Source organism: Thioclava arctica, assembly GCF_040892615.1.
Classification (GTDB): domain Bacteria; phylum Pseudomonadota; class Alphaproteobacteria; order Rhodobacterales; family Rhodobacteraceae; genus Thioclava; species Thioclava arctica.
Window position 1 is genome coordinate 87,743 of the sequence record NZ_JBFRYC010000002.1, and the last position, 25,520, is coordinate 113,262.

25 protein-coding genes are annotated in these 25,520 nt (G+C 61.1%); 9 read left to right on the forward strand and 16 right to left on the reverse strand.

All coding sequences use genetic code 11. From position 1 onward, the window contains the following. Nucleotides 1–78: 78 nt before the first annotated feature. Nucleotides 79–1,173 carry a GTP cyclohydrolase FolE2 gene (gene folE2 / locus AB4874_RS03300; RefSeq protein WP_368390923.1) on the forward strand — a complete coding sequence of 365 codons (1,095 nt, stop codon included), beginning with the start codon at nucleotides 79–81 and terminating at the stop codon, nucleotides 1,171–1,173. A 114-nt stretch (nucleotides 1,174–1,287) separates the two neighbouring features. On the opposite strand, the gene pyrG is transcribed toward folE2, so the two are convergent. Both pyrG and secG read right to left on the reverse strand, forming a co-directional pair. Further along, complete coding sequence (pyrG, locus tag AB4874_RS03305; RefSeq protein WP_368390924.1) at nucleotides 1,288–2,931, reverse strand: CTP synthase; 1,644 nt, start codon at nucleotides 2,929–2,931, stop codon at nucleotides 1,288–1,290. A gap of 163 nt (nucleotides 2,932–3,094) precedes the next feature. Beyond that, complete coding sequence (gene secG / locus AB4874_RS03310) at nucleotides 3,095–3,553, reverse strand: preprotein translocase subunit SecG (protein ID WP_368390925.1); 459 nt, start codon at nucleotides 3,551–3,553, stop codon at nucleotides 3,095–3,097. A 264-nt stretch (nucleotides 3,554–3,817) separates the two neighbouring features. Between secG and AB4874_RS03315 the strand changes: the two genes are divergently transcribed. The 3 genes from AB4874_RS03315 to AB4874_RS03325 all read left to right on the forward strand — a co-directional run bounded on the left by AB4874_RS03315 (nucleotide 3,818) and on the right by AB4874_RS03325 (nucleotide 6,055). Then, nucleotides 3,818–5,113, forward strand: a complete 1,296-nt coding sequence (locus AB4874_RS03315; protein WP_295532960.1) for an adenylosuccinate synthase — start codon at nucleotides 3,818–3,820, stop codon at nucleotides 5,111–5,113. A 4-nt stretch (nucleotides 5,114–5,117) separates the two neighbouring features. Continuing rightward, the gene (locus AB4874_RS03320; protein ID WP_368390926.1) at nucleotides 5,118–5,351 is read left to right on the forward strand and encodes a DUF2842 domain-containing protein; all 234 of its coding nucleotides are present in this window, start codon (nucleotides 5,118–5,120) and stop codon (nucleotides 5,349–5,351) included. A gap of 62 nt (nucleotides 5,352–5,413) precedes the next feature. Continuing rightward, entirely contained in the window at nucleotides 5,414–6,055 is a 642-nt protein-coding gene (locus AB4874_RS03325) for a LysE family translocator (RefSeq protein ID WP_368390927.1), read from the forward strand. Nucleotides 6,056–6,133: 78 nt separating this feature from the next. Here the strand turns inward: AB4874_RS03325 and AB4874_RS03330 are convergent, their stop codons facing one another. Beyond that, nucleotides 6,134–8,998 carry a hypothetical protein gene (locus tag AB4874_RS03330; protein ID WP_368390928.1) on the reverse strand — a complete coding sequence of 955 codons (2,865 nt, stop codon included), beginning with the start codon at nucleotides 8,996–8,998 and terminating at the stop codon, nucleotides 6,134–6,136. Nucleotides 8,999–9,139: 141 nt separating this feature from the next. On the opposite strand from AB4874_RS03330, the gene AB4874_RS03335 reads away from it, so the two are divergent. Then, entirely contained in the window at nucleotides 9,140–9,799 is a 660-nt protein-coding gene (locus tag AB4874_RS03335; RefSeq protein WP_368390929.1) for a thiamine diphosphokinase, read from the forward strand. A 15-nt stretch (nucleotides 9,800–9,814) separates the two neighbouring features. Here AB4874_RS03335 and AB4874_RS03340 read toward each other — a convergent pair whose 3' ends face one another. From AB4874_RS03340 to AB4874_RS03390, 11 genes are all read right to left on the reverse strand, one after another. After that, a complete protein-coding gene (locus tag AB4874_RS03340; RefSeq protein ID WP_368390930.1) occupies nucleotides 9,815–10,753 on the reverse strand; it encodes a LysR family transcriptional regulator in 939 nt (312 codons plus the stop codon). A 61-nt stretch (nucleotides 10,754–10,814) separates the two neighbouring features. Further along, entirely contained in the window at nucleotides 10,815–12,134 is a 1,320-nt protein-coding gene (locus AB4874_RS03345) for a helix-turn-helix transcriptional regulator (protein WP_295532966.1), read from the reverse strand. Nucleotides 12,135–12,211: 77 nt separating this feature from the next. Then, a complete protein-coding gene (locus AB4874_RS03350; RefSeq protein ID WP_368390931.1) occupies nucleotides 12,212–12,373 on the reverse strand; it encodes a hypothetical protein in 162 nt (53 codons plus the stop codon). Nucleotides 12,374–12,533: 160 nt separating this feature from the next. Beyond that, nucleotides 12,534–12,965 (reverse strand): hypothetical protein, encoded by a 432-nt coding sequence (locus AB4874_RS03355; RefSeq protein ID WP_295532968.1) that lies wholly within the window; start codon nucleotides 12,963–12,965, stop codon nucleotides 12,534–12,536. 132 nt (nucleotides 12,966–13,097) lie between these two features. Next, nucleotides 13,098–14,084 carry an ABC transporter substrate-binding protein gene (locus AB4874_RS03360; protein WP_368390932.1) on the reverse strand — a complete coding sequence of 329 codons (987 nt, stop codon included), beginning with the start codon at nucleotides 14,082–14,084 and terminating at the stop codon, nucleotides 13,098–13,100. A 64-nt stretch (nucleotides 14,085–14,148) separates the two neighbouring features. Further along, entirely contained in the window at nucleotides 14,149–14,997 is an 849-nt protein-coding gene (locus tag AB4874_RS03365) for an ABC transporter permease (RefSeq protein ID WP_295532970.1), read from the reverse strand. Next, nucleotides 14,997–15,857 (reverse strand): ABC transporter permease, encoded by an 861-nt coding sequence (locus tag AB4874_RS03370; protein ID WP_295532971.1) that lies wholly within the window; start codon nucleotides 15,855–15,857, stop codon nucleotides 14,997–14,999. The genes AB4874_RS03365 and AB4874_RS03370 overlap by 1 nt, the downstream gene beginning before the upstream one ends. Before the next feature lie 36 nt (nucleotides 15,858–15,893). Beyond that, nucleotides 15,894–16,682, reverse strand: coding sequence for an ABC transporter ATP-binding protein (locus AB4874_RS03375; RefSeq protein ID WP_368390933.1), 789 nt, complete (start codon nucleotides 16,680–16,682; stop codon nucleotides 15,894–15,896). Further along, nucleotides 16,679–17,101, reverse strand: a complete 423-nt coding sequence (locus AB4874_RS03380) for a VOC family protein (RefSeq protein WP_368390934.1) — start codon at nucleotides 17,099–17,101, stop codon at nucleotides 16,679–16,681. Before AB4874_RS03380 ends, AB4874_RS03375 begins: the two co-directional genes overlap by 4 nt. A 7-nt stretch (nucleotides 17,102–17,108) precedes the next feature. After that, a complete protein-coding gene (gene hydA, locus AB4874_RS03385; protein WP_368390935.1) occupies nucleotides 17,109–18,560 on the reverse strand; it encodes a dihydropyrimidinase in 1,452 nt (483 codons plus the stop codon). 126 nt (nucleotides 18,561–18,686) lie between these two features. Then, the gene (locus AB4874_RS03390) at nucleotides 18,687–19,937 is read right to left on the reverse strand and encodes a Zn-dependent hydrolase (RefSeq protein ID WP_368390936.1); all 1,251 of its coding nucleotides are present in this window, start codon (nucleotides 19,935–19,937) and stop codon (nucleotides 18,687–18,689) included. A gap of 126 nt (nucleotides 19,938–20,063) precedes the next feature. Between AB4874_RS03390 and AB4874_RS03395 the strand changes: the two genes are divergently transcribed. Together AB4874_RS03395 and AB4874_RS03400 are read left to right on the forward strand one after the other, a co-directional pair. Beyond that, the gene (locus AB4874_RS03395; protein ID WP_295536098.1) at nucleotides 20,064–20,726 is read left to right on the forward strand and encodes a TetR/AcrR family transcriptional regulator; all 663 of its coding nucleotides are present in this window, start codon (nucleotides 20,064–20,066) and stop codon (nucleotides 20,724–20,726) included. A 144-nt stretch (nucleotides 20,727–20,870) separates the two neighbouring features. Further along, nucleotides 20,871–21,500 carry an outer membrane protein gene (locus tag AB4874_RS03400; protein WP_368390937.1) on the forward strand — a complete coding sequence of 210 codons (630 nt, stop codon included), beginning with the start codon at nucleotides 20,871–20,873 and terminating at the stop codon, nucleotides 21,498–21,500. Between the two features lie 158 nt (nucleotides 21,501–21,658). Here AB4874_RS03400 and AB4874_RS03405 read toward each other — a convergent pair whose 3' ends face one another. Together AB4874_RS03405 and aptA are read right to left on the reverse strand one after the other, a co-directional pair. Continuing rightward, a complete protein-coding gene (locus AB4874_RS03405; protein ID WP_368390938.1) occupies nucleotides 21,659–22,465 on the reverse strand; it encodes a hypothetical protein in 807 nt (268 codons plus the stop codon). Between the two features lie 148 nt (nucleotides 22,466–22,613). After that, nucleotides 22,614–23,939 (reverse strand): omega-aminotransferase AptA, encoded by a 1,326-nt coding sequence (gene aptA, locus AB4874_RS03410; RefSeq protein ID WP_368390939.1) that lies wholly within the window; start codon nucleotides 23,937–23,939, stop codon nucleotides 22,614–22,616. Between the two features lie 198 nt (nucleotides 23,940–24,137). Here aptA and AB4874_RS03415 point away from each other — a divergent pair, with 198 nt between their 5' ends. Then, complete coding sequence (locus AB4874_RS03415; protein WP_368390940.1) at nucleotides 24,138–24,788, forward strand: TetR family transcriptional regulator C-terminal domain-containing protein; 651 nt, start codon at nucleotides 24,138–24,140, stop codon at nucleotides 24,786–24,788. 117 nt (nucleotides 24,789–24,905) lie between these two features. Continuing rightward, nucleotides 24,906–25,490, forward strand: coding sequence for a hypothetical protein (locus tag AB4874_RS03420; protein ID WP_368390941.1), 585 nt, complete (start codon nucleotides 24,906–24,908; stop codon nucleotides 25,488–25,490). The last annotated feature ends 30 nt before the right edge of the window (nucleotides 25,491–25,520 follow it).

Genomic DNA, 25,520 nt, shown 5'->3' on the forward strand with positions numbered 1-25,520 from the left:
GATCTAGGGCGTATTCTCTTGGACATTCCCCCCGAACTCCCCATATCAAGCGGGACCGGGTCAGCCGGAGGATAGGATATGAACGTGCAGGGCAAGATCGACACTCCTGATCAGCTGGAGGCCAGAGCCGCGCTTGAGACGCTGCGCAGTTGGGCCGCGCAGGCGGATCCGGTAGAGGTGGCGCGGCTAGACCCGGCGATCTCGCGCCTGCTGCCGGGCCATGCCGTGGCAAACTATCCCGATCTCAGCCGTCAGTTTGACCCCGATTTTATAGCCGATGCCGTCTATAAAGCGACCCTGCCCGATTTGCAAAACGGGCCGTCCTCGTTGATCGTGGGGGCAAAGACCCGGATCGAGCATGTCGGCATCTCCAATTTCCGCCTGCCCGTGCGATTTCGCACTCGCGACAATGGCGATCTGACGCTTGAGACTTCGGTCACGGGCACGGTCAGCCTTGAGGCGGAAAAGAAGGGCATCAATATGAGCCGCGTGATGCGCAGCTTTTACAGCCATGCCGAAAAGAGTTTCTCCTTCGAGGTGATGGAAGCCGCGCTAAACGATTATATGGACGATCTCGACAGCTTTGACGCGCGGCTGATGATGCGGTTCTCGTTCCCGGTCAAGCGCCCGTCGCTGCGCTCGGGGCTAGAGGGCTGGCAGTATTATGACATCGCGCTGGAGCTGACCGAGATGGGCGGCGTGCGCACCAAGGTGATCCACCTCGATTACGTTTATTCCTCGACCTGCCCCTGCTCGCTGGAACTGTCCGAACATGCGCGCACAACGCGCGGCCAGCTTGCCACGCCGCATTCGCAGCGCTCGGTTGCGCGGATTTCGGCGGTGGTTGAGCCGGGTAAATGTCTGTGGTTCGAAGACCTGATAGATCTGGCCCGCACGGCCGTTCCCACCGAAACCCAGGTCATGGTGAAACGCGAAGACGAACAAGCCTTTGCCGAATTGAATGCCGCCAATCCGATCTTTGTCGAGGACGCGGTGCGCTCGTTTGCCCAACAGCTATTGGCAGAGCCACGGATCGGTGATTTCCGCATTCTCGCCAGCCATCAGGAAAGCCTGCACAGCCATGATGCTATCGCGGTGCTGACCGAGGGCGAAACCTTTGCGCAAGCCAGCCTTGATCCGCAAATTTTTGCCACTCTGGTGCATCGCGGCTAAGGCAATCTGACTTAGAACAGCAAAGACACCCAGCGTCTTCAGGGCCCCAATTTTCGCGCAGAACCGCGCGAGAGTTGGGGCCTTTTGGGCACGGCCATCAGGCCGAGAAATGCGTTACACCAGACGGCTTTGATCCAGCGCCGCCTTGATGAACCCGGCAAACAGCGGGTGGGGCGCGAAGGGTTTGGATTTCAGCTCTGGGTGGAATTGCACGCCGATGAACCACGGGTGATCCTTGTGCTCGACAATCTCGGGCAGGCGACCATCGGGCGACATGCCAGAGAATTCCAATCCGCAGGTTTCGAGCGGTTCGCGATACTTGATATCGACTTCATAACGGTGGCGATGGCGCTCTTCGATATCGGTCGTGCCATAAACCTCGGCCACTTTCGATCCCGCCTGCAAGACGGCCGAATAAGCGCCCAGCCGCATCGTGCCGCCCTTGTCGTCATCAAGCTTGCGTTCGACCCGGTGGTTGCCCTGCACCCATTCCTTGAGGTGGTAAACCACGGGCGTAAAACGCTTTTTCCCCGCCTCGTGGTCAAACTCCTCAGAGCCTGCATCGGCAACGCCCGCCAGATTGCGCGCGGCTTCGATCACCGCCATCTGCATACCAAGGCAAATCCCGAGGTAAGGCACGCCCTTTTCACGGGCAAATTGCGCGGCGCGGATCTTGCCTTCGGTGCCGCGTTCGCCAAAGCCGCCGGGGACCAGAATGGCGTGATAATTTTCCAGATAGGGCGCGGGGTCTTCGGTCTCAAAAATCTCGGCGTCGATCCACTCGGCTTTGACGCGCACCCGGTTGGCCATGCCGCCATGGGTCAGCGCTTCGGCGATGGATTTATACGCGTCCTCAAGCTGGACATATTTGCCCACGATCGCCACGCGCACTTCGCCCTCGGCATTGTTGAGACGGTCCATCACGTCTTCCCAACGCGTCAGGTCGGGCTTGGGTGCAGGCGAGATGCCAAACGCATCCAGCACCGCCTGATCCAGCCCCATCCGGTGATAGGCCAGCGGGGCCTCATAGATCGATTTCAGATCATAGGCCGGAATGACGGAATCGGGGCGAACATTACAGAACAGCGCGATCTTGGCGCGTTCCTTTTCCGGAATCGGATGCTCGGACCGGCACACCAGCACATCGGGCTGCAAACCGATCGAGCGCAGTTCCTTGACCGAGTGCTGCGTCGGCTTAGTTTTCAGCTCACCCGAAGCCGCCAGATAAGGCAGCAAGGTCAGGTGCATGAAAATGCACTGGCCGCGCGGGCGATCTTGGGAAAACTGGCGGATCGCCTCGAAGAAGGGCAAGCCTTCGATATCGCCGACCGTGCCGCCGATCTCACAAAGCATGAAATCGACCTCATCATCGCCGACATCAAGGAAGTCTTTGATTTCGTTGGTCACATGCGGAATCACCTGAATCGTCTTGCCCAGATATTCGCCGCGCCGCTCTTTTTCGAGAACGTTGGAATAGATCCGCCCCGAGGACACGGAATCGGTATTGCGCGCACTCACGCCGGTGAAACGCTCGTAATGGCCCAGGTCCAGATCGGTCTCGGCCCCGTCATCGGTGACGAAAACTTCGCCATGCTCGAACGGGCTCATCGTGCCGGGATCGACGTTGAGATAGGGATCGAGTTTGCGCAGGCGCACTGAGAACCCGCGTGCCTGCAGCAGTGCCCCCAAAGCGGCCGATGCCAACCCCTTGCCGAGCGACGAAACAACGCCGCCGGTGATGAAGACATATCGTGCCATGGAGACCCCCGTGATCTGCAAAATTCAAAGCTGCTTCCCGGCCCGAAAGGGCACAGGATCACGGGGGGCAATGCTTACACGATTCGCGACCCGCCCGCAACCGGACCGCAAAGTATTGGGCTTATATCTTGCCACCCCCCAAGAGGTAGTGGCGCAAAGACGGTTAGTTTGCAGGCGGCGGCGTCACCGGGCCGGTCGCACCATCGGTTGTGCTTTCCCCCGACGTGCCGCCCGTGGAGGCCGCTGAACCGCTCGGCGCAGGCGGCATCACAACCCCAAGAGAGCCTGCATCCGAAGCCGGATTGGCGGGCGCCGCAGGGGCGGTTGCGTCACTTGCAGGCGCGGTCTGCTCGGTCGTGGCGCGATCAAGCACCGATTCGTCCTTGGCCTTTTGCGCGGCCAGCACTGTCAGCGTCACCGAGGTCGCAAGGAACCCCACGGCCAGCAGCCAAGTCAGCCGGGTCAGCGCATTGGCGGCCTGACGACCCGTCATGACACCGCCGACACCGCCGGAACTGGAACTGCCCATGCCAAGCCCACCGCCCTCAGAGCGTTGCAGCAGCACTACGCCAATCAGCAGCAGTGCGAGGATCAGATGGATTGAGAGAACGACGTTTTCCATTGAACGAGTCCGGGCCTTCCTAGTTCGACGCGCCTATCTAGGCGCAAGAGCCAAAAGTCGCAAGGCCGAGTTGCCGGTTTTTCCCAATCGGCGGCGCAAAACCCATCGCGAGCACCGCTACCGAGGGCAGAGCAGAGCGATCCGGCGGCACAAATACCAGTTGTCGGGCTTGCCCGCATCACAGCAAATCGCAAAACCGGGCTTTCGCTATGTTCCGCCAGCCGCTATATCTCGCGCGGTTTCATACCTGCCAAGGAGAGAGCAATGGCCAATGTCGTCGTCGTCGGCGCCCAATGGGGTGACGAGGGGAAAGGCAAGATCGTGGACTGGCTGAGCGAGCGTGCCGATATTATCGCGCGCTTTCAGGGCGGTCATAACGCGGGCCATACGCTCGTGATCGACGGCAAGGTCTATAAGCTGAACGCGCTGCCCTCGGGCGTGGTGCGCGGCGGCAAGCTATCGGTGATCGGCAATGGCGTGGTGCTGGATCCCTGGCACCTGGTCACAGAGATTGCGAAAATTCGCGAACAAGGTGTGACGATCAATCCCGAAACGCTGATGATCGCGGAAAACACGCCGCTGATTCTACCGATCCATGGCGAATTGGACCGCGCGCGTGAAGAGGCGTCTTCCAAAGGCACCAAAATCGGCACGACCGGGCGCGGCATTGGTCCGGCCTATGAGGATAAAGTCGGGCGGCGCTCGGTGCGCGTGGCTGATTTGGCTGATGAGGCGACGCTGATCGCGCGTGTCGACCGGGCGTTGCAGCACCATGACCCGCTACGCAAAGGTCTGGGCATTGCGCCGGTGGATCGCGACGCGCTGATCGCGCAACTCAAGGAAATCGCGCCGGAAATCCTGCAATACGCCGCCCCCGTCTGGAAGGTGCTGGCCGAGAACCGCAAGGCCGGCAAGCGCATCTTGTTTGAGGGCGCGCAGGGTTCGCTGCTCGATATCGACTTTGGCACCTATCCGTTCGTGACCTCCTCAAACGTGGTGGCTGGTCAGGCGGCTGCGGGCACCGGCATGGGTCCGGGCGCGATCGATTTCGTCCTTGGCATCGTCAAAGCCTACACCACCCGCGTCGGCGAGGGCCCCTTCCCCACCGAGCTTGATGATGCAGACGGTCAACGGTTGGGCGAGCGGGGGCGCGAGTTCGGCACCGTCACCGGGCGCAAACGGCGTTGCGGCTGGTTTGACGCGGCGCTGGTGCGCCAGACCTGCGCGGTCTCGGGCGTGTCGGGCATTGCGCTGACCAAGCTGGACGTGCTGGACGGGTTCGAGACGCTGAAAATCTGCGTCGGCTACGATCTCGACGGCAAGCAGCTGGATTATCTGCCCACGGCGGCCGATCAGCAGGCGCGCTGCACTCCGATTTATGAGGAAATCGAGGGTTGGAATGCCTCGACCGAGGGCGCGCGCAGCTGGGCCGATCTTCCCGCCGCCGCGATCAAATATGTCCGCCGCATCGAAGAGCTGATCGACTGCCCGGTCGCCATGCTCTCTACCAGCCCCGAACGCGACGACACGATCCTCGTCACCGATCCGTTCGCGGATTGATCGGATGGCGCTAAGCTATAAGGCCCGCCGTCGCCTCTCGATGCTGGCCCTCGTGATCGGGCTGCCCGCCTATATCATCGTGGCGGTCAGCATCGTGAACTGGGCCGAGGCGCGCTGGGGTATGATGCCGTGGTGGGGCTCGGTGCTGGTTTATATCGTGCTTGGTGTGATCTGGGTTGTGCCGCTCAAGCCGATCTTTCGCGGTGTTGGCAAGGACGACCCCGACGCGCCGCAGTAAGAGCGCTTGCGCGTCGCTTTGGCCCAGCCCAAAATCACGGCAAATCCTGTGATGAGGCCCCAATGGACATGCTCGCCCCGCTTTTGACCTATAGCGCAGCCCTTGCGATTGCCGCCGTCATCCCCGGCCCCGGTGTTGCGGCATTGGTGGGCCAGTCTCTGGGCAGCAATTTGCGCAGCGCGTTTGCATTTTTGGCCGGGCTTGCCTTGGGCGATGTCACCTATCTCGCCGTGGCCGTGGCCGGACTGGCCGCGATTGCCAAGCTGTTTGCGGGCGTCTTCATCGTGATCAAATGCCTTTCGGGGCTATATCTGCTTTATATCGCCTACAGTTTCTGGACGAGCCGCGCAGGCTTGGCCAAAGTGCAAAGCACGCGCGAGCGCACCGGGTTTCGCGCTTTCGCAGCTGGATATGCGATCACGCTGAGCAATCCCAAAACCGTCGTGTTCTATCTGGCACTGTTGCCAAGCGTGCTTGATCTGGGTCGGGTGAGTACGACGCAATGGGCCGCGCTTTCGATCCTGACGGTGCTGATCTTGTTCGCGGTTCTCTCGCCCTATGCTGTTTTGGCGAATCGCGCGCGCGCGATGATGACACGACCCGCAGCACTCGTGCGCCTCAACCGCGTGGCGGCTGGCATCATCGGGGCTGCGGGTGGGGTGATTTTGGGCGAAGCAGCGCGTCAGATTTTCCGCCGCGCCTGACCCGAAACAGAAAACGGGCGACCCCTCAGGACCGCCCGTCTTATCAGTAACCTTAACGTCCCCGCGTTATGGCCTAACTTATTGGCCAGACGCCATTTTTGCTTCGTCGTAATAGCGCGATGCGGTGGTGATCGCATATTGGCCGCGCTTAACCTTGGCGATTTTTCCCTGACGCAGCAAGCGCCCGAAGACCCGCATCCGCTCTTCGCGCGGCACTTCGGCGGTCTCGCTCATCGCGGTCAGCTTGCGCATGATTTGCGGCGGCGAGAAATGCGGGCGCCCCTCGACAGCCGAGGTATAGGCCGCAGCCGCTTCAAGGAGATCCGACAGGCCCTGCGTGCCAAGGGTTTCGGCAAACTCGGCAAAGCTCGTGGCCTGATTGGGGGCCATCGTTTCGACCTCGTCATCCAGTGCCTCTGCCAGTTGCGCGCTCGAAATGCGGCGCGGGCGGATCACATGGGTCGTGGGCGTACGTGCCCCGGCGACTTCCTCTTCCACCTCGGCCTCGCCAACATCGACGCGCTGTTCTGACACCAGAACCAGCGGTGCCGGGCGCAGCGCATCGGGGCGGCGCGCGATGCGCTCATTGCCACTGCTCACCGGACGGCGCGGGCGCACAGCCTGCGTCAGATCCTCGCGATAGGGCTCGATCGCGTGCTCATCCTCAATGCTCCTGCGGGCCGTGTCTTGGCCCTTTGAGATACGGTCGGCAACAGTCGCGGCCACGGCGGCCTTGAGATGCGCGATGGCCGAAAAGCGACGGCGCGTTTCCACGACCTCGGACTGTTTGTCGGCCTCTTGCATCAAGCGCGCGGTTTCATCCTCGCGCGTGTCGAAGGCTGCCTGAATGACGGGGACCTCTGCCTCTTCGGTCTCTGCAGACTCAGCTTCGGCGTGCTCGTCTTGGGCGCGTTCTTCTGCGTCAAACTCCGCTTCTTCCGTTTCGACCGACTCATCGTCTGCATCTTGCGTGCCAGCCACGTCCTGCTCATCCGTGTCGACCTCGGCCGTTTCCAATTCGGCTGTCTCGACCTGCGGCTCGCTGGCCTCTTCGGGGGCCTCTTGGATCGCGTTCAGCTCGGCCTCAAACTCAGCATCTTCGTCAAACGCGACCGGTTCAGCCTCGGCCTCAACGTTCTCAGCCTCGGCGACAGCGTCTTCGACATCCGCGCCCTCAGGCGTAACGTCGTTTGACTCAGCCTCTTGTGCAGCCTCTTCGCGGCCTTGTTCCAGGGCGAACTGTTCAAAAATGTCTTCACCCTCGTCATCGGCGTCAAGCATCGCCAGTTCACGCAGCAGATCAGCCTCTTCTTCCTCAGAGAGCGCCCCTTTCGGCGTGTCCTCGACAGGGGCTTCGGTCTGTGCAAGCGGGGCGTTGTCTTCACCCAGCTCGGCGGCAATGCGTGCAGCCAGATCGTCCTCCTGCGCAACATCCTTATGTTGAGCCGCGGCCAGCGCCTCCTCGGCCTGCGAAACTTCATTGTCGGCTTCGGGCGCGTCGCTCAGCTCTTGGGTGATGACCGGGGCGGCGTTGTGATCTGGGCGGCGCACCTTGATGACGCGGGCGCGCACGCGCTGGATCATCGAAGCGGGCGCGCTGTCTGCCACGTCGTCTTGGGCTTCATCCGTATCGCGCGTCTCACCTTCGACTGCGGGCGCTTCGAGCGCCTCGTCACCAGCCACATCATCCTGCGCCAGATCGTCCTGCGCGTCTTGCACGGTCTCAACAGTGTCTTGCGCCCCGTCGTCAGGTGACATCGCCGCTTCGATCGGCGCGGCGTCTTCCGCTTGCGCTGCGTCCTCAATCGCTTCCGCCTCGGGGGCCGACAGATCAGACGCGGCGTCTTGATCCGCAACGTCGAACTGCGTCGCGACTTGCGCGGCGGCCGCTGCTTGCAGGGCCTGCATGCGGCGCGCCCGTTTGGCGGCGCGGCGCGAACGGCGCGCGGCACGGCGGCGAAGGGCTTCTTCATCCGCCTCACCTGCGTCGAGCGAGGTGGTATCTTCTGCATCGTCCTTACCGGCGATGTCATCCGCGTCTGCGTTATCTTCGAACTCAGCCGCAGCAGAGGCTTCGACAGCCTCCTCCGCTTCGATGTTTGCCACTTCTGCGTTCGAGATTTCAGTGTCCGCTTGCATGTCCTGCTCGGGCTGAAGCGCCTCGGCAAGGGCTGCGGTGACATTGTCTTCGAGTGCCACCTCGGCAGGCTCAGCCGAAGCCGGGGCAGCGTCTAGCGAGGCATCCAGCGCCTCATCAACATCAATTTCATCCGCACCAAGCGGACCCGAAATATCCAGCGCAAAGCCGAAATCTTCGGAGTCGGCGACCGGTTCAATATCGGCATCCGCCAGCAACGCCTGAGGCATCACATCGGCATGCTCGTCTTCATCATAGGCGTCCGGGCCAGCGCTGCGGGCACGCGCCACGGCGGCACGGATACGCTGCAATTTCGCGGCCACCGATTCGGGTTCAGCCAGCGTAGCGTCGGGCGCGCCTTTGGGTGCAGGCGAAACCTCGGGGGTGGTAGTCTGTTCGGGGGCGGGATCACGCGCAATCTCCCCCTCGGGTTTGCGCACCTCTGTCGGGGTCGCTACCAGCGCAAGCGGGGCTGCATGGTCCGGCTTAGGCGTTTCGTCTTGCTGGGGCGCGACGGGTTCAGCGGCCGGATTCTCGGCCTCGCCCACATCGTCATGCTGACGCAAAATAACGCCGTTTTTATGGATTTTCGCCTCAACTCGACGATTGATCTCGCGTTCCGCAATCCGATGCAGCATTTCTGCGTCGGGTTGCGGAGGTTCTGCTCCGAAATACCGATCTTCTGCAGCAAGATCACGGAAGTATTCCGCAATCGCCTTCATCGTGTTGAAGGTGTCGTCGAACCCTTCGAGGGTACACGAAAAAGTACCGTAGGAGACGGTCAGGATCTTGTTTGAACCAATCATGGACCACTCGCTTTCATTTGGACCTCATTGTCGCCACCATCCGCCCAAACTGGTGCTTTCCCGTGAACGAAACAGGGCATTTAAAAGGAATTTTATAGGTCTTGATTGTGTTCGCGTGCCATATTCGTCATCAATCATGCCATGTTCCACCCGATTGTAAACTCACCCTGCGGCGTAACACTCCTCGGCGCAGGCGCAGTAAAACCGCAAGATGTTGACGAAGCGTTGACAATCGCCCCCTGCCTAGTGGCGGCGGATGGCGGAGGCGATCACGCGCTTGCACTGGGATTGCGTCCCGAGGCGGTGATCGGCGATCTCGACAGCCTGTCTCAAGCGAATCGCGCCCTGTTGGAGGGGCGCGTGCACCTCATCAACGAACAAGATAGCACGGATTTCGCCAAATGCCTGCGCATGATCGAGGCGCCCTTCGTTTTGGCGCTCGGCTTCACCGGGTTGCGGCTGGATCATACTTTGGCCGCGATGAGCGACGTGATCCGCAGCACGCAAATCGTGGTGATGCTGGCCGAGGCCGAGGTGATCATCCGCTGCCCACCCCAGATTGCGCTGGATCTGGCACCGGGCACGCGGATCTCATTGTTTCCATTTGGCCCGGCAACGGCGCGCTCGACGGGGCTGCGCTGGCCGCTCGACGGAATCGCCTTTGCGCCCGATAGCCGGGTTGGCACCTCGAACGAGGCGCTAGGCGCGGTCGAGCTGAACGTAGAGGGATCGGCGCTATTGATGCTGCCGCGTGAGAGCTTGGGCGCGGTGCTGAACGCATTGGGGTTGAACGTGGGCTGACACGGCGCTGCGCATTCAGCCCGGCTCGATGCGCAAAGCCCCCTCCAACCAAGGAGCCTCTAGCAATGCGGGCGCAACCACGCGCTGCGCCAGAAGCGTGCGCAGCCTAGCGGCGACCTCGCTGGGCCAGTCGCCCAAAACCCCGTCGCGCGCCGTCAGAGTGATGCGGCGCGACAGTGGGGCACCGGGCAGCGGTTTCAGCACCAACCCCGAGCGGCGCGCATGGCGCACTGCCGAGGGCGTCAGGATCGTCCAGCCCTGCCCCGCCGCAACCAGAGCTAAAATCGCCGGATAGCTATCAAGTTCAAGGCGATGCCCGCCCCCCACGCCCTCACGCTGTAAATGCGCCGCGATCTGGCGCCCCATCAAGGTGCGCTGCGAATAATGGATCAGCGGCAAATCCGCCCCCCCAGCCACCGGGCGCACCGCGATAAAAGGCTCGTGCAGCAGCGCGTGGATCTCAGTTGCATCGGGCGGCGGGCCTTCGGGTTGGGCGGCGACCGCCACATCCAGCCCCCGCGCCTCCAGCTTGGCCAGCAACCGATGGCTTGGCCCGGTTTCCAGCTCAAAGCGGCATTGGCGAAGGTCACTGGCCATGCCCGCCAGCAACAGCGGCGTCACCTCGGATTCGAAATCCTCGATCATGCCCAATCGAAAGCTGGTCAGCCCGGCAGGATCGGCCAGCGACACCCCGGCGCGCCCGCGTGCCAGCGCATCCAGCATCGCCTCGGCATGGGGCAGAAACCCGCGCCCGGCAACCGTCAACGCAAAAGGACGCGCCGAGCGATCCACCAATTCCGCGCCCAGCGCCGTTTCCAGCGCCGCAAGCTGCTGGCTGACGGTCGGGGCCGACACACCCAACCGGCGCGCGGCTGCCGTGATCGCGCCTTCCTCGGCGGTGGCGGTAAAGACTTCGACAGCCCAAAGGCTGACGCGGGGGGGCTGGGAGGACATCGCAAGGCTCCATAAATAGAGTGACCCAAGAGTGCCGTGCCCGCCGGCCTGAGGCAAGCGATTAGCCCAGCGCTACGATCGAAGGTTCGCGCCGCCCCGGGCACTGCGCGCGCGGACAGATCCGACAGGACGCACCAATGGCGCGGGCAGGCGCAGCTATAGTGTCATCCGGGGCGGGCAAGATCAGCATCATCGCCTCGCGCAACACCGGCCCGTCAAAGCCAACTGCGCGGGTTTCGCAGATCGCGTAGGTGACGAAGCGCTGCGGCACGCGGCCTGCAACATCCACCAGCGCGCGGATCGGATGCATCGGCTGAGACAGCGCCTCATAAAGCGGCCAAAGCGGACAGGCCCCCCCAAAGCGTGGCAGCGCAAACCCCGGCGCGGCGCGGCGAAAGGTCAAGCTGCCAGAGCCATCGCACATCACCAAACCCAGTGGTGCCAGCCCCGCCAGTCCGGGGGGCAAGGTCGCAAGCCGGCGCAGCACCACGCCGATACTGACCCCGAAAGCCTGCGCCAGCGCGCCGGGATCGGCCCCCAATTCGGCCAAACCGCGCGTAATCTGATCCAACGGCAAGGCCCGAGCATCCCGAGCCACCCGTTCAAGATGGGCCAGCGCCAAGCTGCGCGCCGCCGACGAGGCCAGTTCCGGCACGCCCGAAATCAGCGCTGCCAGATCCTTGGCGCCCGCCTCGATTTCGGGGAAATGCCAATCGCGCGCCTCAAGCCACGCCTCAAGCTGTTCTTGGGGAGACGACAGGCTGGTCTCGGATTCTTCCATCTCATCGAGATATCCGACCAACGCCTCGGCCGCGCTTGAAAGGCGCAGGCTTTCCGACTGAATTGTGGCCAGAAAACGCGCCTGCCATTTGGGTTCGATATCCTCGGTTTCCACCAAGATCGCGGCGCTGGAGCGCAACCCGGTCAGCGCCGAGAGCACCTCATGCAGCGAGGTCGCCAAAAACGGGTCTTGCGCCATGCGTTCGGCATAGCCTTCCAACACGCGCTCGAGGCTGCTGAGTCGCGTTTGCCGCGATGCCAATAGCCCCGCCCAACCGGGAAATCGGCCCACGAATTCTTCGATCCGCTCCAGATCGGGGGCGGAAAACGGGCCTGCGCCCTCGGCCTCAACGGCGGCCACCGCCTCGCGCAGACCATCGAAAAGCGCGTTGTCAGCCCCCTCCGAAAGCGCCAGCGGGTCAACGCCCATCGCGCGTGAGATACGCTCTATCAAAGCGTCGCTCACGCGGCGGCGGTTGTGTTCGATGAGATTGAGATAGGCTGCGGAAATGCCCGCAGCGCGCGCCAAATCTGCCTGCTTCAGGCCCAAAGATGTGCGGCGTTCGCGAATTCGCGTGCCGGTCAGTGCTGATTTGGCCATCGTGCCTCCTGCGCCCAGATTTACAGCTAGACGCAGGAGATACAAAGCATTTTACAAAGCGTTTACAGCATTCGTCATTACATCGGGTTTTCGATCGTGGCGCGCATATTGGGCACGTTCGCAGCGCTTTGATCATCGTTGCTCATTTTGCCTTGCATGTCGGCACAACCGGCCAGCGCGCTAAGTGCGACAGCGGCAAGCAGCGCCAGAACCGGTTTGTTTGTGAAGTTTTTTTGCATGACCTGTCTCCTGTCAATCGGGCTGGACCGTCCATGCCCTTTAAGTGAACCGCATAGTTCATTATGATGAGCCATGCTTTGATCTCGATCAACAGATTTCGACACGTTCCGGGGTGGTTACCCCACGTCTCACATCACGTTTCCAAGGCGTGAACGCGCGTCACTCAAAGGCGCGAAAGCGCACGCCATAGATCAGGGCGCGGTTAGAACAAGCATCCATCGCATCCATCAACCACACCCGGTCCGGCCCCGGAAACGCCGCGAGATGACGGCCCAACAAAGCCTCGCTTTGCGCAATATTGCCCGCCAGATCACCGCCGAAATCACGCAAGCGCTGCAACCAGAAGCCGCGCGCCTCATCCAGATAGCCGCCAAAGCTGCCACCGGGGGCGACCTGACGCACCACCGTGAGACAATAGCCTGCCTCAATCGCTTGGGTGGGGGTTTCGAAAACATAGCCTGCGGGCGCTGCGAATTGGCTTTTCCACGTCATCCAGAACAGCGCCACCAACACCAATGACCCGATCAGCGCATACACACCATTGCGCAGCCCAAGACTGTGGTGCCGCCCAAACCGTGCAGAATCTGCCATAGCCCTGCCTTCCTAAGCCCTTCGCATCCCATCAAAGCACCAAGGCCTTAACAACCCGTTCAAACCCGCAGCAAAAAGCCCCCCAGATCGCTCCGGAGGGCTGTCATTGCCGGGCAAAAGCGTGGCCCGAACTTATTTCAAACCGGCCGCATCGGTGACCGCATGGGTCCACGCGCCTTCGGGTTGCTTGGTGATAACCGGATCCGAACCGCCCTCCAGCAACACTTTGACCGTGCGCTCATAATCGGCCGGGTCGAGCACGCCGTCAGTGCCTTCGGTCAGCTTGGCGACCTCTTTCATCATGCCTTCCTGATGCTCGATGGTCTGCGCGCCGGTTTCGTCGTTATCCAGCACGATTTTCGCGGCTTCCTCGGGATGCTCTTCGGCGTATTTCCAGCCCTCCATCGAGGCTTTGACGAATTTCGCCATTTTCTCTACGAAGGCCGGGTCCTTGAGCTTGTCTTCCATCACGTAAAGACCGTCTTCAAGCGTTGCCACGCCTTCATCTTCGTATTTGAAGGTCACCAGCTGGTCGGGTTTGATCCCCGCTTCGAGCACCTGAAGATACTCGTTATAGGTCATGGTCGAAATACAAGCCGCCTGCTTTTGCAGCAGCGGATCGACGTTGAAGCCCTGTTTGAGCACCGTCACACCCTTGTCGCCGCCATCGGGCGGGATGCCCAAATGCGACATCCAGCTTAGGAACGGGTATTCATTTCCAAAGAACCACACGCCCAAAGTATGGCCGGGGAAATCGGCGGGAGTCTTGATGCCGCTTTCCTTCAGACAGGTCAGCATCATGCCCGATTTCTTATAAGGCTGGGCGATATTGACCAGCGCCAGACCCTTTTCGCGCGCCGCGAGTGCGGCCGGCATCCAGTCGACGATGACATCGGCACCACCGCCTGCGATCACCTGCTCGGGGCCGATATCAGGGCCGCCCGGCTTGATCGTGACATCAAGGCCCGCATCGCTGTAAAATCCTTTGTCCTGAGCCACATAATAGCCCGCGAACTGCGCCTGCGTGACCCATTTGAGCTGCAGTGTTACATCTTCATTGGCCCAGGCCGCGCTTGCCATGACTAGGCTTGCACTTACCCCCGCGATCAGTTTTTTCATCGTCTCTCTCCACTGTTGGCCCCGGATCTTTGCCCGGGATTTTTATATTTCTCAGGCGCGCTGCCTAAGCTCGGGCCCGTTGCGACGGGTGCCAGAACGTCACCAGCTTTTCGAGAAGCGCCACCACCCCATAAAAGCCCGAGCCCGCGAGGGCCGCAACGGTAATCTCCGACCAGACGAGCGGCAAATCAAGCTGCCCCACGGCGGTCGATATCCGAAAGCCCATCCCGCGGGTTGGACTGCCGAAAAATTCAGCAACAATCGCCCCGATCAGCGCCAGCGTCGTCGCGATCTTGAGGCCGTTGAACAAAAACGGCATTGCCGCAGGCAGGCGCAGTTTGATCAACCCTTGCCAGTAGCTGGCCGAATAGGTCGCCATCAAATCGCGTTGCAAATGATCGGTCGCGGCAAGGCCGGCGACCATGTTCACCAGCACCGGGAAGAACACCATTACCACGACAACGGCGGCCTTGGACTGCCAGTCAAACCCGAACCACATCACAAGGATCGGCGCGACCCCCACGATCGGCAAAGCGGCCACGAAATTGCCAATCGGCAAAAGCCCGCGCTGCAAATAGGGCGAGCGATCAATCAACACCGCCACCACGATCGCCGCGCCGCAGCCCATCACATAGCCAGAGAGTGCCCCCTTCAAGATCGTCTGCACGAAATCCTCGCGCAGGATCGGGCCCGATTGCGCGAAAGTCTGCGCGATCTGGCTGGGCGCGGGCAAAATCACCGGGCTGATACCAAGACCCAAAACCAGACCTTCCCAGACCAGCAACACCGTGATCCCGAACAGCGCCGGAATGGCAAATTGCGCCCAGCGCTGATGTCCATAGCGCCGCGCCATCCACGCATTGGCACCCCAAGCGCACAGCCAGAAGAGTATCGCGAAAATCGCCCAACCCATTACGCCATCCCCATCCGTTTGAGGGTGATCCGCTCGATCACGCCCACGATCCCGACCAGAATTGCTGCCAGCGCGGCGGCTGTAAACAGCGCCGACCAGATTTGCACCGTCTGCCCGTAATAGCTGCCCGAAAGCAGCCGCGCGCCAAGACCTCGGGTGGCACCCGCAGGCAATTCGGCCACGATGGTGCCCACAAGGCTCGCTGCCACACCCACTTTGAGCGAGGCAAATAGATAGGGCATCGACGAGGGCATCCGCAGCTTGCGCAACGTCTCGCCTTGACTGGCATTATAGGTCTTGAGCAGATCCAACTGCATGCTGTCAGGCGCGCGCAAGCCCTTCACCATGCCTACCAGCACCGGGAAGAAGCTTAGATACGCCGCGATCAGCGCTTTGGGCAGCAACCCGGTCACGCCAAGGCTCGCCAGCACCACGATCACCATCGGCGCAATCGCAAGGATCGGCACAGTCTGGCTGGCAATCGCCCAAGGCATCACCGACAGATCCATCGCGCGGCTATGGGTGATCCCCACCGCCAGCACGATCCCCAGCCCAGTGCCCAGCGCAAAGCCCAAAAGCGTCGCTGAAAGCGTGATCCAGCCATGATAGACAAGGCTGCGCTTGGAGGTGATGGCTTGACCTGCAAGCCCCTGCCATAGCCCTTGCGCCACCTGATGGGGCGCGGGCAAAACGGGGCGTTTCTGGTGCATCGTATCACTCAGAAGCTGCGAGACCGTCACGCTCTCGCCGGCCCGCGCGGCTTGGTCATAGGTCCATTTCGCATTCAGCGCGACCGAGCCAGCATACCAAAGCAGCACAATCGCGGCAAGAACGGTGAGGATGGGGGCAATCGACTTCATGCGCGCGCCCCCTGCCCGACCTGTTGGATGATCGCATCACTCATCATACGCATGCCCCGCGCGCAGACCTTCGCGCACCCGATGCGCGACTTGCAGGAATTCCTCGCTGTCGCGAATATCCAGCGGACGCGCAAAGCGGGGCAGCGGGCTGTCGATCACCTCATAGATTTGGCCCGGACGGGGCGACATCACCACGATCTTGGTGCTCAGATAGACCGCCTCGGGGATCGAATGGGTCACGAAACCGATGGTCTTCTGCGTACGCTCCCACAGCTTGAGCAGCTCTTCATTCAGCTTGTCCCGGACGATCTCATCAAGCGCGCCAAAGGGTTCGTCCATCAGCAAGATATCGGCGTCAAAGGCCAGCGCGCGCGCGATGCTGGCGCGTTGCTGCATCCCGCCTGACAGCTGCCAAGGGAACTTCTTGCCAAAGCCGTCAAGATCGACCAGCGATAGCACTTTTTCAACACGCTCGACCTGCTCGGCCTTGGAAAACCCCATGATTTCCAGCGGCAGGCGCACATTTCCTGCAATTGTGCGCCACGGATACAAACCCGCTGCCTGAAATACATAGCCGTAAGATCGCTCCTTACGGGCCTCCTCGGCGCTCATGCCATTGACGCTCAGCGTGCCACCCGTGGGGGTTTCCAGCGCCGCGATGCAGCGCAGGAAAGTGGTCTTGCCACAGCCCGATGGGCCGATGAAACTGACGAACTCGCCGCGCTCAATATCAAGGTTGATATCCTTGAGCGCATGGACCGGGCCATCATTGGTTTCAAATGTCAGGTCCAGCCCGCGGGCGGAAATAACCGGGGCTGCCGTCATGTGCGCCTCCACAGGGTTTGATCGGCGATCTCGACGCTGTTTCCTGCAGGATCGCGCAGGTAGATCGAGCGCGCTCCGTTTGGCCAACGAAAGTCAGCCTCAATCTCTACATCATTGTCTTTCAAGTGCTTTTCCCATTCATCTAGCAGCTCTCCCGTGCTGCCTATGCAGACATGCCCCGCCCCGATCGCACCATGCGGGGGCACGGGCAGTTTCGCGTCATCGGCGGGGGGCAGGCGTGTGGCCTCGGCGATGAAGGCCAAGATCACGCTTGGCCCGCAGCGAAAGAAGACATGCCGCCCCTCGACGCGCGCGATCCGCTCAAGGCCAAGAAGGCCGCCATAGAAGCGTTCGGTCGCGTCAAGATCACTGACATAAACCGCCGCTTCCAGAACACCGCTATGACCCGGAGCCCCCATTGCGACCCTACACTCCGCTCGCAGGAATTCCACTGCGCTGCACGGGGCGCGGCGCGGTGAGCTCTTTCCATGTCGACAGCGCGCGCGTCACCGGCATGCCGGGATCGCGGGCGACGAATTGGCCGTGGCCTTCCTTGGTCTTGATCTCACCATCGGCCCAGGCAACCACGCCGCGCGACAGCGTATAGCGCGGCAGCCCGGTCACTTCCTTACCCTCGAAGACATTGTAATCAATGGCAGATTGCTGCGTCTTTGCCGAGATGGTCTTGCTTGCCTTGGGATCCCAGACCACCAGATCGGCATCCGCGCCCACCAGCACCGCGCCCTTCTTGGGATAGAGGTTGAGGATCTTGGCGATATTGGTCGAGGTCACGGCGACGAACTCATTGGGCGTCAGCCGCCCCGTGCCAACGCCATAGGTCCACAGCATCGGCATCCGGTCCTCAAGCCCGCCCGTGCCATTCGGGATCTTGGTGAAATCGCCCACGCCATAGCGTTTCTGTTCCGTCGAGAAGGCGCAGTGATCGGTCGCGACGCAAGACAGCGTGCCCGACTGCAAGCCAGCCCACAGGCTGTCCTGATGCTGCTTATTGCGGAAGGGCGGCGACATCACGCGGCGCGCGGCATGATCCCAATCCTTGTCGAAATACTCGGATTCATCGAGTGTCAGATGCTGGATCAGCGGCTCACCCCAGACGCGCTTGCCATTCATCTTCGCGCGCCGGATCGCTTCGTGGCTTTCCTCACACGAGGTATGCACGACATAAAGCGGCACCCCCGCCATATCAGCAATCATGATCGCGCGGTTGGTGGCCTCGCCCTCGACCTGAGGCGGGCGAGAATAGGCATGACCCTCGGGGCCGTTATTGCCCTCGGCCAACAGCTTGGCTGACAACTCCGCCACCACATCACCATTCTCGGCATGCACCAAGGGGATCGCGCCCAACTCGGCGCAGCGCTTGAAGCTCGAGTACAACTCGTCATCATTCACCATCAGCGCGCCCTTATAGGCCATGAAATGCTTGAAGGTGTTGATGCCGTGCTCGGTCACGGTCTTCATCTCGTCAAAGACCTGCTTGTCCCACCATGTGATCGCCATGTGGAACGAGTAATCGCAATGCGCCCGGGTCGATTTATTGTCCCATTTCTTGAGCGCATCCATCAGCCCCTCACCCGGTGAGGGCAGTACGAAATCTACCACCATCGTGGTGCCACCCGCCAGCGCCGCCCGCGTGCCGGATTCGAAATCATCCGCGCTATAGGTGCCCATGAAGGGCATTTCCAAATGCGTATGCGGATCAATCCCGCCCGGCATCACATAGCAACCGGTGGCGTCCAAGCTCTCATCGCCCTTCAGGTCGGGGCCGATTTCAATGATCTGCCCGCCCTCAATCAGCACATCTGCCTTATAGGTCAGATCTGCGGTGACAATGGTTCCGTTCTTGATGACTGTGGTCATTCTTTCTCTCCCTTCGAAAGGCTGCAACCTTCCTCTTGATCGAAATATCCTCGGGGGCGCCGATTGATGCGCCATTGGTCCGAGCACCAATCGGCGACGGGGCAGACAGCCCCTCGGCGCCTGCCCTCAGCTCACGATTTTCGCCGTTTCAAGCGCCGCGTGGAACAGCACATCGGTGCCCGCCGCAGCCCATTCCTTAGAGATATCCTCGGCCTCGTTATGGCTAAGACCGTCTACGCAAGGGCACATGATCATCGCCGTGGGCGCGACCTGATTGATCCAGCAGGCATCATGGCCCGCACCTGAGATGATATCGCGATGGCTATAGCCCAGACGCTCGGCGGCGCTGCGCACGGCCGACACGCAGGTCGGATCGAACGCAACCGGATCAAAGCCGCCGGTTTTCTCGAATTCCACGCCCAGACCCACGTCGTCACAAATTTTCTGCGCCCCGACGCGCAGGCGTTTTTCCATATCCTCAATCACCGACAGATCGGGCGACCGGAAATCGACCGTAAATACGACCTTCCCGGGGATCACGTTGCGCGAATTGGGATAGACGTCGATATGACCCGCCGCGCCGACCGCATCGGGGGCGTGCGACCAGGCGATCTCATCGACCAGTTCCAGCACGCGCGCCATGCCAAGCCCGGCATTCTTGCGCATCGGCATCGGGGTTGAGCCGGTGTGGCTGTCCTTGCCGGTGATCGTGACCTGCGTCCAGCTGAGCCCCTGCCCATGCGTGACCACGCCGATATCTTTGCCCTCAGCCTCCAAAATCGGGCCTTGCTCGATATGCAACTCGAACATCGCATGCATCTTGCGCGCGCCGACCGTCTCATCGCCGACCCAGCCAATGCGTTTCAACTCATCGCCAAAGCTTTTGCCCTCGGCATCGGTCTTGCCATAGGCCCAGTCTTGGGTGTGAACCCCGGCAAACACGCCCGAGGCCAGCATGGCAGGCGCAAACCGCGTGCCCTCTTCATTGGTCCAGTTGGTCACTACGATCGGGTGCTTGGTCTTGATCCCCAGATCATTCATCGAGCGCACGGCCTCCAACGCGCCCAGCACGCCCAAAACCCCGTCAAACTTCCCGCCCGTGGGCTGGGTATCAAGGTGGCTGCCCATATAGACCGGCAGCGCGTCGGGATCTTGCCCGGGCCGCATGGCAAACATATTGCCCATGCTATCGACGCCCATGCTCATGCCGGCCGCTTCACACCATGACTGAAACAACGCGCGCCCCTCGGCATCCGCGTCCGTCAGGGTCTGGCGATTATTGCCACCCGCGACGCCGGGGCCGATCTTGGCCATCTCCATCAGACTGTCCCAAAGGCGGTCGGGATTGATACGCAGGTTTTCTCCGGGTGCAGACATTTATAGAACTCCCTGTCGGCTGGTGGGGCTTTGCCCTCTTGCGACGAATCTTGATCTGACCGTATGGTCAGGTTGAGTGGGCCACGTCCTGACCAAACGGTCAACAAAAATTCTGGCGGATCGCATATGAATGATGACGAGAATGGCAAAAGCCCAAAAAATGGGCGTAGCGGATCGGGAAGTCGGGCCGAGACGCGCCGTGCAACCGAAGAAGCGATCCTGAAAGCCGCCGAGACGGTCTTTGCCGAGGCGGGATTCGGCGGCGCGACGATGCAGTTGATCGCAGATGTAGCGGGCTTGCCGAAAGCCAACCTGCACTATTATTTCGATACCAAAGAGGCGCTCTATCGCCGTGTGGTCCAGCAGATTTTCAACATCTGGCTTGAGGCCGCCGACGGGTTTGATGCAGCCTCTGGCCCCGCCGAAGGGATCGGGGCCTATATCGATGCCAAAATGGAAATCTCGCGCCGCCACCCCAATGGCTCAAAGGTCTGGGCCAGCGAAGTGATGCACGGCGCGCCAGTGATCCAGGACTATCTGGAAACGACGCTGCGCGACTGGACCGAGGGGCGCGCCAAAATCATCCGGCGCTGGATCGCGCAAGGCCAGATGGCCGAGGTGGACCCCTACCACTTACTTTATATGCTGTGGGCAACAACCCAGCATTACGCCGATTTCGGCCATCAGATCGAGACACTGAACGGCGGCAAACCCCTGTCAGATGCGCAATGGGAAGCCACGAAAACCAGCGTCAAAGGCATCGTTCTACGCGGCATCGGGGTAGAGTAGCGCCTCTCGCCGGTCGTTCTAACAATTCGTGGCAATGCCGCAACGAAGCTGCAATTTCCGCAATGCTTCGCCAGAAGGATTTGATTAAAAGATTTTGTTTGATCTATTTCGTCGCCAGGGACTGATCGCATTTTGGGGTAAAAAATGAGTATGAGAACAATCATCGTCAGTGCGGCTATCGCACTCATCGGGCTCGTTCATAGCGCATCAGCCGAGAGCTTCTACGGTTATGTTCTGGCTAATCGGACGTATGTCGAGCCGCACTACATTTATGTCCCCGGTGACACGACGCCGATCAATGCGGATGGCAACGGAATCACGCTGGGTTTCGGCAAGGCACTTACGCCTGCCGTAGCCGTTGAGGGCGACATTTCGTTTGGCGACTATTCGTCCGACCGTATCGTGGGCAGCACCACCCCGTGCATCACCGCTGGAGAAGGCTGTACATTGAAGGCCGACTGGCTGGCAACCTTACGCGTTACCGCGCGCACCGAAATGGGCAAGTGGACGCCCTATGTGACCGCCGGTCTCGCGGCGGGCCATATCAAAGGCACCGCCGATACCGGCGCCTGTGGCGGGGATTGTAGCTATTCCAGTACGCAGCGGGGCTTTGCGCTCGGGCTCGGCACGGATTACGCCTTGAGCGACCGTATCGCGCTACGTGCAGAATTCATGCAGGTACTACTACAGAGCCCTGACTTCAGCGCGACGACTGTTACGTCGGGCGGCTATGCCTTTAGCCAGCTCCGTGTCGGCATGAAATATTCTTTCTAGGTCACACTTGCTTCACAGATTTAAAGGGGCGCGCATTCGCGCCCTTTTTTCATGCCAAACCAGTCGGATATCGACCTTTTCGTTCAGCTTCGACATGCAAGGGTAAGAAGGATCACTCGATCTTCTTTACCTCCTCTTTCAGGGCCCCAACCAAACCTTCAATCTGACCGGTCGGTTTGACGCGGGACGGACGAATCTGGCTGGGTCAGTGGCGCGACTTCGACCGACGCGGATGGTGCGCCTTCAACCCCCTCGGGCAAATGCGTTTGCGGCAATTTGGACCCCAGAAATTCGCTCCCCTCTGCGATTTCGGCCCCGCTTTTGAGGTTCGGCGCGGGGGCTGCCTGCATCGCCGCCCCCTCAGCGCCCAGATCAGAGCAGACATAGACCGTGCTCCCCACGATCACCGCCGTGGCCGCCAATGCAGGCGGGGAAGACGCCGCCAAAACACCGATCCCGGCCTTGAGCAGCTTGTCGCGCAACCGGCCGGATTGATCATGCACGATCTTGGTGCCAAGCCTGTCGCCAATCACCGCCCCGGCTGCATCCGCCGCGATATCGTCGGCTTGATCGCCCAGACCTTGCACGGTTTTCGCAGTGCCTATGAGGCGTTGGCAAAAGCTTTTCGACGGTTTGCGACACAGCCCATAGGCATCGCGCACGCCCTCATTATAGCCCAGATAGGTCTTTGCCTTGGGGTCCCATTGCAGGCAAAACGGCGCGCGCCCGCTATCCTCCAATTCAGGTGTCAGCGCGCGCAAAGTCACCAGCGCCGGGCAGGTCACATCGCCCGCCTCGCCAAACAGCTTTTCGCGCAAACTGCGGCTGTCTTTAAGCGCCGCATTGTCTGGATCATAGCGGAAATCATAGGTCTCGCCGCGAATCGAGGTCTTGCACGCAACCAGTTCAGCAAGCGCGGGTGTGGCGGGCAAAAGAAGGGCGAAAAGGAATGCGAGGCGCAGCATGGGGGAACCTCCGGGGCTGCGCGCAAGATAGGCTGCGCATTGCGCGGCACAAGGGGGTGCGCAGCGGCAAGCGGAAGCGCGCCGAGCGGAACCGAATACCCCCCGAAGCGAACTCCGGGGGGTTGAGACTGTCGTCAAAGGGACGGTCTTATTCGAGCGTTTCCAGCACGCCCTTGAGCGTCCCGATCAACTCGTCGATCTGCTCTTTCGAGATGATCAGCGGCGGCGACATGGCAATGATATCGCCCGTGGTGCGGATCAGGATGCCTTTTTCATAGGCCTTGAGGAAGGCGCTGAAGGCACGTTTCGTCGGCTCACCCGCGATCGGTTCCAGTTCGACCGCACCGATCAGACCCTCATTGCGGATGTCGATCACATGGCGCGTGCCCTTGAGCGAATGCAGCGCGTCCTGCCAATAGGGCGCAAGTTCGGCGGCACGCTCGAACAGGCCTTCCTGCTTATATGTCTCAAGCGTCGCAAGCCCAGCCGCCGAGGCAATCGGGTTGCCCGAATAGGTATAGCCGTGAAACAGCTCAATCATGTGCTCGGGACCGTTCATGAACGCATCATGCACCGCCCCCGTGGTCATCACCGCGCCCATCGGAATGACGCCATTAGTCAAGCCCTTGGCGGTGGTCATGATATCGGGCGTGACACCGTAATGCTGCGCGGCAAAGGCAGCGCCGAGACGCCCAAACCCGGTGATCACCTCGTCGAAAATCAGCAAAATACCGTGTTTCTTGGTGATCTCGCGCAGCTTTTGCAGATAGCCTTTGGGCGGCAACAACACACCGGTCGAGCCCGCCATCGGCTCGACGATCACGGCGGCGATGGTTTCCGCGCCATGCAGCGCCACGATACGCTCCAGTTCATCGGCCAGATGCGCGCCATGTTCGGGCTGCCCCTTGGAATAGCTGTTCTGCGCGGGCAGATGGGTGTGGGGCATGTGATCGACGCCGGGCACCAGCGGGCCAAAGACCTTGCGGTTGGTGACGATCCCGCCCACCGAAATGCCGCCGAAATTCACCCCGTGATAGCCCCGCTCACGCCCGATCAGACGGGTGCGCGCACCATCGCCGCGCGCACGGTGATAGGCAATCGCGAGCTTGAGCGCGGTCTCAACCGATTCCGAGCCGGAATTAGTGTAAAACACATGCTCCATCCCCTCGGGCGCGATGTCGATCAGTCGATTGGCCAGCTCAAACGCCATCGGATGGCCCATCTGGAAAGCGGGCGCGTAATCCATTTCGGCGGCCTGTTTCTGGATCGCCTCGGTGATCAAGGGGCGGCAATGACCCGCGTTGCAGCACCACAGCCCCGCCGTGCCATCCAGCACCTGGCGCCCATCCGAGGTGGTATAATGCATGTCCTTGGCACCCACGAACATGCGCGGGTTCTTCTTGAACTGACGGTTTGCCGTGAACGGCATCCAGAAAGCGTTGAGATCATTGGGGGTCTTGCGGTCGAGGGCCATGGCGTGTCTCCGGTCGGGCGGCCGGGGCAGTGCCACAGGCCAATGCATGCAATTTGACCATCTGGTCAGGGTCACGCTAGCACAGCCAAAAGACCAGTCAAGCAAGACCGCTTGCGAAAATATCGCGCCCCTGAAGGCCAGCAAAGATTGATCCGCGCGCGCGTTTCCGGTTACGTTATCGTGATTGGGAGAAAAGCCTTGAACGACAATGGAAACCCGGCGCGCTTTGACGATGCCAGCGCGGCTGAGAAACCGCTGACCCGGATTCAGAAATTGAATCGGCGCAAGATCCTTGAGGCCGCTCTGGAAGTGTTTTCCGCAAATGGGTTTCGCGGCTCCACACTGGATCAGATCGCTGCCGAAGCGGGGCTGAGCAAACCCAATCTGCTATATTATTTCCCCTCCAAAGAGGCGATCCACGGCGAGCTGATGATCGGGCTTCTGGATACGTGGCTGGCTCCGCTGCGCGCGATGAACCCCCAGGGCGATCCGCGCGCCGAGATCATGGGTTACATGCGGCGCAAACTTGAGATGAGCCGCGAAATGCCGCGCGAAAGCAGGCTGTTTGCCAATGAGATGCTGCAAGGCGCGCCGCGCATGGCAGACGATCTTGGCCATGATCTCAAGACTTTGGTCGATGCCAAGGCGCAGGTCATTCGCGACTGGATTGATGCGGGTCTGCTGGCGCCTGTCGATCCCCATCACCTGATTTTCTCGATCTGGGCGCTGACGCAGCATTACGCCGATTTCGAGGTGCAGGTGCGCGCGGTTCTCGGCCCCGAGACCGACCCGTTTGAGGGTGCGGGGCAGTTTCTGGACATGCTATTCGAGCGTTTGTTGGCGCCCTGATCGCGTCGTGTCTTCGCGCCGTTAACCCTGTGTCTGAACCGCTGCCGCGTCTTTACCTTTGTGAAACCTCTTGGGGGCAGACTCACCGTGTGGGGATGTTTATGCGAGGAAATGGGGATGGACCGGATATCGGGGCTGATGCCTCAAACAGGTTGGTCGCCGCTATTTAGCCCGGCGACACCAAAGAAGGCGCCTGCCAGTACGGTGGAACCAGCGGCGAAATCCGCGAATACGAATGGCGGCATGGGGGCCGGTACAGACACGCAAACTGCGCAGGATCATGCGCAAACCGCGCGTATGATCGGCGGTCTTGCAACGGCACTGCATGCCACGACCCTGCCGGAAACGGAGCCGGTCGGACCGCCGCCCGACCCCAACGCACCCTCGGGGCCGATGCCCACCTTTGATGTGTCGCCCCTTGAAGAGGCGGCGGCGCGGGTCATGGCGGCACCGGACATGCAGTCTGCTGCGCAAATGGCGCAAGAAGCGCCCGCTGAAGCGCGCGACACTCGCGCGGAGCCATCGACGGCACAAGATGCAGGACAAAAGGATGATACTGTACCCCAAGACGATGTCGGCGCAAAATCAGCCGCCGATGCACCAGACACCGCACCTCATACGGGCGTGACACACCAGATGCAGGACAGGCCGTGGCCTCAGGTGCCCGAGGACAGCACGCCCTATCTGGATGTGACGCGCTAATACGCCCCCCCGCTATTGGGGAGGGCGTGA

Bases quoted from the DNA above. Each gene is read 5' to 3' on its own strand.
- folE2 (WP_368390923.1), top strand. From the start codon at position 79: ATGAACGTGCAGGGCAAGATCGACACTCCTGATCAGCTGGAGGCCAGA.
- pyrG (WP_368390924.1), bottom strand. From the start codon at position 2,931: ATGGCACGATATGTCTTCATCACCGGCGGCGTTGTTTCGTCGCTCGGC.
- secG (WP_368390925.1), bottom strand. From the start codon at position 3,553: ATGGAAAACGTCGTTCTCTCAATCCATCTGATCCTCGCACTGCTGCTG.
- AB4874_RS03315 (WP_295532960.1), top strand. From the start codon at position 3,818: ATGGCCAATGTCGTCGTCGTCGGCGCCCAATGGGGTGACGAGGGGAAA.
- AB4874_RS03320 (WP_368390926.1), top strand. From the start codon at position 5,118: ATGGCGCTAAGCTATAAGGCCCGCCGTCGCCTCTCGATGCTGGCCCTC.
- AB4874_RS03325 (WP_368390927.1), top strand. From the start codon at position 5,414: ATGGACATGCTCGCCCCGCTTTTGACCTATAGCGCAGCCCTTGCGATT.
- AB4874_RS03330 (WP_368390928.1), bottom strand. From the start codon at position 8,998: ATGATTGGTTCAAACAAGATCCTGACCGTCTCCTACGGTACTTTTTCG.
- AB4874_RS03335 (WP_368390929.1), top strand. From the start codon at position 9,140: ATGTTCCACCCGATTGTAAACTCACCCTGCGGCGTAACACTCCTCGGC.
- AB4874_RS03340 (WP_368390930.1), bottom strand. From the start codon at position 10,753: ATGTCCTCCCAGCCCCCCCGCGTCAGCCTTTGGGCTGTCGAAGTCTTT.
- AB4874_RS03345 (WP_295532966.1), bottom strand. From the start codon at position 12,134: ATGGCCAAATCAGCACTGACCGGCACGCGAATTCGCGAACGCCGCACA.
- AB4874_RS03350 (WP_368390931.1), bottom strand. From the start codon at position 12,373: ATGCAAAAAAACTTCACAAACAAACCGGTTCTGGCGCTGCTTGCCGCT.
- AB4874_RS03355 (WP_295532968.1), bottom strand. From the start codon at position 12,965: ATGGCAGATTCTGCACGGTTTGGGCGGCACCACAGTCTTGGGCTGCGC.
- AB4874_RS03360 (WP_368390932.1), bottom strand. From the start codon at position 14,084: ATGAAAAAACTGATCGCGGGGGTAAGTGCAAGCCTAGTCATGGCAAGC.
- AB4874_RS03365 (WP_295532970.1), bottom strand. From the start codon at position 14,997: ATGGGTTGGGCGATTTTCGCGATACTCTTCTGGCTGTGCGCTTGGGGT.
- AB4874_RS03370 (WP_295532971.1), bottom strand. From the start codon at position 15,857: ATGAAGTCGATTGCCCCCATCCTCACCGTTCTTGCCGCGATTGTGCTG.
- AB4874_RS03375 (WP_368390933.1), bottom strand. From the start codon at position 16,682: ATGACGGCAGCCCCGGTTATTTCCGCCCGCGGGCTGGACCTGACATTT.
- AB4874_RS03380 (WP_368390934.1), bottom strand. From the start codon at position 17,101: ATGGGGGCTCCGGGTCATAGCGGTGTTCTGGAAGCGGCGGTTTATGTC.
- hydA (WP_368390935.1), bottom strand. From the start codon at position 18,560: ATGACCACAGTCATCAAGAACGGAACCATTGTCACCGCAGATCTGACC.
- AB4874_RS03390 (WP_368390936.1), bottom strand. From the start codon at position 19,937: ATGTCTGCACCCGGAGAAAACCTGCGTATCAATCCCGACCGCCTTTGG.
- AB4874_RS03395 (WP_295536098.1), top strand. From the start codon at position 20,064: ATGAATGATGACGAGAATGGCAAAAGCCCAAAAAATGGGCGTAGCGGA.
- AB4874_RS03400 (WP_368390937.1), top strand. From the start codon at position 20,871: ATGAGTATGAGAACAATCATCGTCAGTGCGGCTATCGCACTCATCGGG.
- AB4874_RS03405 (WP_368390938.1), bottom strand. From the start codon at position 22,465: ATGCTGCGCCTCGCATTCCTTTTCGCCCTTCTTTTGCCCGCCACACCC.
- aptA (WP_368390939.1), bottom strand. From the start codon at position 23,939: ATGGCCCTCGACCGCAAGACCCCCAATGATCTCAACGCTTTCTGGATG.
- AB4874_RS03420 (WP_368390941.1), top strand. From the start codon at position 24,906: ATGGACCGGATATCGGGGCTGATGCCTCAAACAGGTTGGTCGCCGCTA.